This is a genomic window from Parasphingorhabdus sp. (assembly GCF_049667325.1).
Taxonomy (GTDB): domain Bacteria; phylum Pseudomonadota; class Alphaproteobacteria; order Sphingomonadales; family Sphingomonadaceae; genus Parasphingorhabdus.
The window spans coordinates 1-4,634 of the sequence record NZ_JBATHY010000243.1; the positions used below are offsets into that span (position 1 = coordinate 1).

Consider the following 4,634-nt stretch of genomic DNA (forward strand, 5'->3'; position numbering starts at 1 on the left):
TCGCTCGAAAATCCGGGCGCGAAAATCGCGATATTCTTTTTTCCCTGCCCGGGGAGTGATTCCAGCATATTGTCAGTCGCCGGTTCGAGCCATTTTGCCCGGCCAAATCGCGACTGGAACGCGACGACCAATTCGCGTCCCATTTTCTCGGACAACAGACGGGCGGTTTTCTGGCAATGACAATGATAGGGATCGCCCAGCTCCAGCGTGCGTTGCGGCATCCCGTGAAAGCTGGCGACTATTGCATCCGGCACGAAATCCAGCGCCGCAATATCGCGCTCGAGACTGGTCGCCAGCGCGTCGATATAGGCATCATCATCATGATAGGCTGGCAGCAGCCGGATCGCCGGTTGCCAGCGCATTGCGGCAATCGCGTCAAACACCGCGTCATGGACGCTGGCGGTAGTGGCACCACTATATTGCGGATAAAGCGGCGCGATCAAAATTCGATCGCATCCTGCCGCCTTCATCGCGTCGAGCCGGCTCGCGATACTCGGATTGCCATAGCGCATCGCCCAATCGACGATCACGCCATCCATGGTACCGGCAAGCTTTTCGGCCTGTTTTCGCGTATAGAAAGCCAGCGGCGAACCGTCTTCGGTCCAGACGAGACTATAGGCCTTGGCGGATTTTGCCGGTCGGGTGTTGAGAATGATCCCGCGCAATATCGGCTGCCAGATGATCGAAGGGATCTCGACCACCCTTTTGTCCGACAGAAATTCCTTGAGATAGCGTTTGACGGCCTTTTTTTCCGGGGCATCGGGTGTGCCGAGATTGACCAGCAGGACGCCAACCTTCCTCGCTGCGACCGGCGGATGGTCCGACGGCAATGGTCCGATGTCACTCATGATACTTCCCCGAACAGAGGCAATTGCCTAAACCGGGTGCCGGTTGCCGAGAATAATGCATTGGCAACAGCTGGCGCCACCGCCGGTACCCCGAGTTCTTCATAACCAACTGGTTCTTCGTCGCTCTTGATAAATTCAATCTGGACCGGCGGGATTTCGGCCAGTCGCGGTAAGGACAGATCGCGCAGCCGCTTTGCCGTCGGCAGTCCGTCCTGGAAGCGGGTTGCGCTGCCCAGCGCCATCGCCAGTCCGAACACGATGCCGCCCTCAATCTGCTGCCGGGCGATGTCGGGGTGAATGATCCGGCCGATGTCGACGGTTGCCGAAATGCGGCGAACCGCCAGACCGGTGCTTCCCCTGCTCGCACTCGCGATCACGGCAATATGCCCGCCGCGCATGCTGTGGCAGGCCAGGCCCTGGCCACTGCCATCCAGACCGCCATCCCATCCGGCCATCGCGGCGACACCGGTCAGGCATCGGGCCAGCCTGGGCGCGTTGTTCATCATCTGCATACGAAACGACAGGGGCTCTATGCCGGCCTCCGCAGCCAGTTCGTCGATGAACGATTCGAGATAGAAAATATTGCTGCTATGCGCGTTGCTGCGCCAGTTTCCGGTCGGTACACCAACAAAAGCGCTATGGTGATCGACGGTCAGGTTGGGAATGTCGTAGGGCACGTCGAGACCAGCCACTGCCTTGATATCGGCTTCCCCGATGGTGGATCGCATCGCCTCCACATAGTCCATGTCGTCGAACAGGCGCCTGACCTGCTCGCGCGCCGACGGCGGAGCGGCGATTTTGATCTGCATCGCATCGACGCGCCCGGCCTTCGCCATCGCTGCATCAAACCTGGCATGGCTTGGCGCCCGGTAATGATCATGCATCAAATCTTCGGCACGCGACCAGACCAACTGCACCGGCCGGCCCATTTGCTTGGCGATCTTGGCCACCTGACCGGCGATATCATTGTCTAGATTGCGGTCAAACGACCCGCCGCTCAACATCGGATAAAGCGTCACCCGGTCCTGGCTGATGTTCAACATCCTGGCCGCGGCCTGAACCGCCGCTATCGGCGCCTGGGTGGCCATCCAGAGCTCCAGTCCGCCATCCTTATATTCTGCCGTCGCCGTTCGCGTCTCGATCGGCGCATGGAGCGCAGCGTCGGCGTGATAGCGGGCTCGATAGCTGTTCTCCTCGTCAAACACCTGTCTGGTATCACCGCGCGAAACAAAGCGTATCCCCGGCCCGTCTTCCAGTGCTTCCCGAAGAGCCGTATCAATCTTGTCGCTATCGGCCATAAATCCTCTGGTTTCAAACACAGGACTCATTCTATCCAGTGCCCGGTTGGCCGCCCACCAGTTGGTCGCCACCGCCGCGATCCATTTTCCGCCTTGAACAACGTCGATGAAACCGGTGATCTTGTTGGCCCCGCCGCGGTTGAATGATTTCAGCCGGGTCTCGCCAATCGGGCCTTGGCGAATGGCCGCGAACACCATATCGGGCAGCCTGATATCACCGGCAAAATTGGCAGAACCGTCGAGTTTGCTCGGTAGATCGAGCCGCGGCACATCCTGTCCAATCAATTTGCCATCTCCGGCTGGCCGGAGCGGCACGGGATCCGGCAGGGACTGCTCGGCCGCATCGCGAACCAGCTCGCCGAAACGCAGCTTTTTATCGCCATTGGAGATAACCCCGTTTTCGACCGTGCAGATTTCCCACGCCACATCCCACCGGGCCGCCGCCGCCTTGGTCAGCAGGACGCGCGCCGCCGCACCGGCTTCGCGAAAGCTTTCGGCAAAAGCAGGGATAGACGTCGAATCCGCCGTCACCATGAAGCGATCACGGAACGCCACATTTTGCGTGATCCATCGGGCGGCGGCATTTTCGGCTAGCTTTCCGGTGCCTGCAGGCATCAAGGCCTCTGCCCACTGCTCGGCCAGCAGGCCATTGTTGTACAACGGGTTGATCGGGGCGGGTTCCACCGCGACAGTACGCCAGTCCGCACCAAGTTCATCGGCCAGAATTTGCGGCAGAACAGTATATACGCCCTGCCCCATCTCGCTTTGCGGCACGACCACCGTAACCTGACCGTTTTCGGATATTTTCAGGAAGGCACCAAAAACCTGTTCATTCTCGGTGGCAGCAACATTGGGCTCATAGCTGCGCGGCCAGATCGCCCACGCGACCACGAGACCGGCCCCGGCGGCGCCACCGATCAGGAATTTGCGACGATTCAATCCGGTAGTTGAATGTTCGACCTGCTCGCTATCTTGATCAGCCGCCATCGGATTCCTTTAACAGACCCAAGCGGGGTATTTCGATCTTGGGGCAGCGATCCATGACGACCTTGAGTCCGGCTTCGGTCGCGCGCTCTGCAGCAGTTTCATTGATTACGCCGAGCTGCATCCACACCGCCTTGGCCCCAATGGCTATGGCTTCGTCAACGACATCGCCAGCAGCAGCGCTATTGCGAAAAATATCAACCATATCGATAGCGCCTTCGATGTCCGCCAGTGATTTGACCACCGGCACACCGTGTAGTTCCTGTCCTGCAAGCATCGGATTGACCGGCGTCACGTCATAGCCCTGGTCGAGCAGGAACTTGAATATCCGGTTGCTCGCTCGCGCGGGCTTGGCGGAGGCACCGACCAATGCGATACGTCGTGTCGACGTCAACAATTCGGCAATTTCCTGATCGCTTTCCAGCAGCATGACGCCCTTTCTCACTCTTGTTGATTATCCAACCATGTCGCGAGCTTTTTGGCAATATCGCGGAACGCCTGTCCGTGGATATCGTCGGCGCAAGCCGGGGGAGTACCGCCATCGCTGGATTTGCGAATCTCGATGTCGAGCGGGATTCTGCCCAGAAAGGGCATGCCCATGGTCTTGGCAGCAGCTTCCGCCCCGCCCGCGCCGAAAGGATCGCTTAACTCTCCGCAATGCGGGCATTGATAGCCGGCCATATTCTCGACCATGCCGATGATCGGGATCTTGGCCTGGTTGAACAGATCAACCGCCCGGGTCGCATCCATCAACGCCAGATCCTGCGGCGTCGAAACAATTACTGCACCAACCGGTTTGTGATTTTGCATCATCGACAATTGCACATCGCCAGTGCCCGGCGGCATATCAACGATCAGTTCCGCGACATCGCCCCAATGCGCATCGATCAGCTGCTCGAGCGCCTTGCCCGCCATCGGTCCGCGCCAGGCAATGGCCTGTCCGTGTTTCGCCAGATGGCCCATCGAGAGCACCGGCACATTATAGGCATTGGGTACCGGGATCAGCTGTTTGCCCTCGGCCTCTGGTCGCTGCCCTTCACAACGAAGCAGCCGCGGCTGGGACGGACCATATATATCGGCGTCGACCATCCCGACCTTGCGACCCATTCGCTGCATCGCAATCGCCAGATTTGCGGAAAGGGTAGACTTGCCGACACCACCCTTGCCACTGGCGACGGCGATCAGACGCCTCTCGACCTTCTCGGCGGTCATGGCGACATCGACCTTTTCAACGCCGTCGAGAGCCAGCAATTTGCCTTTCACGGCAATTTCGATCTGGCCGCGCTCACGGACATCCAGCCCGCCGACGTTGAGCACCAGAGAAACACGACCTTGCGCAAATTTTATGGCGCTGAAGCGGCCCTTGGCAACACCCTCCAGCGCGGCTTCGATTGTAGAAATATCGGTCATCGGATGGACATAGTTACACTTTTCTCTGATTGACACTGTTTTTCTGGCGGCGCGCTACCTATAAAGAAACTATGAATGATAATATTAACGGTGG

General features: G+C 58.9%; 4 protein-coding genes. All 4 read right to left on the minus strand.

Going from position 1 to position 4,634, the window contains the following annotated elements; genetic code table 11:
* The coding region (gene hemH / locus WBM93_RS10870; protein WP_424431759.1) for a ferrochelatase at nt 1–848 on the minus strand (848 nt) is incomplete at its 3' end.
* Nucleotides 845–3,133, minus strand: a complete 2,289-nt coding sequence (locus tag WBM93_RS10875) for a molybdopterin cofactor-binding domain-containing protein (RefSeq protein ID WP_424431761.1) — start codon at nt 3,131–3,133, stop codon at nt 845–847. The genes WBM93_RS10875 and hemH, both read right to left, overlap by 4 nt.
* Nucleotides 3,123–3,560 carry a CoA-binding protein gene (locus WBM93_RS10880; protein ID WP_424431763.1) on the minus strand — a complete coding sequence of 146 codons (438 nt, stop codon included), beginning with the start codon at nt 3,558–3,560 and terminating at the stop codon, nt 3,123–3,125. Before WBM93_RS10880 ends, WBM93_RS10875 begins: the two co-directional genes overlap by 11 nt.
* 11 nt (nt 3,561–3,571) lie before the next feature.
* The gene (locus tag WBM93_RS10885; RefSeq protein ID WP_424431765.1) at nt 3,572–4,540 is read right to left on the minus strand and encodes an Mrp/NBP35 family ATP-binding protein; all 969 of its coding nucleotides are present in this window, start codon (nt 4,538–4,540) and stop codon (nt 3,572–3,574) included.
* Nucleotides 4,541–4,634: the final 94 nt, after the last annotated feature.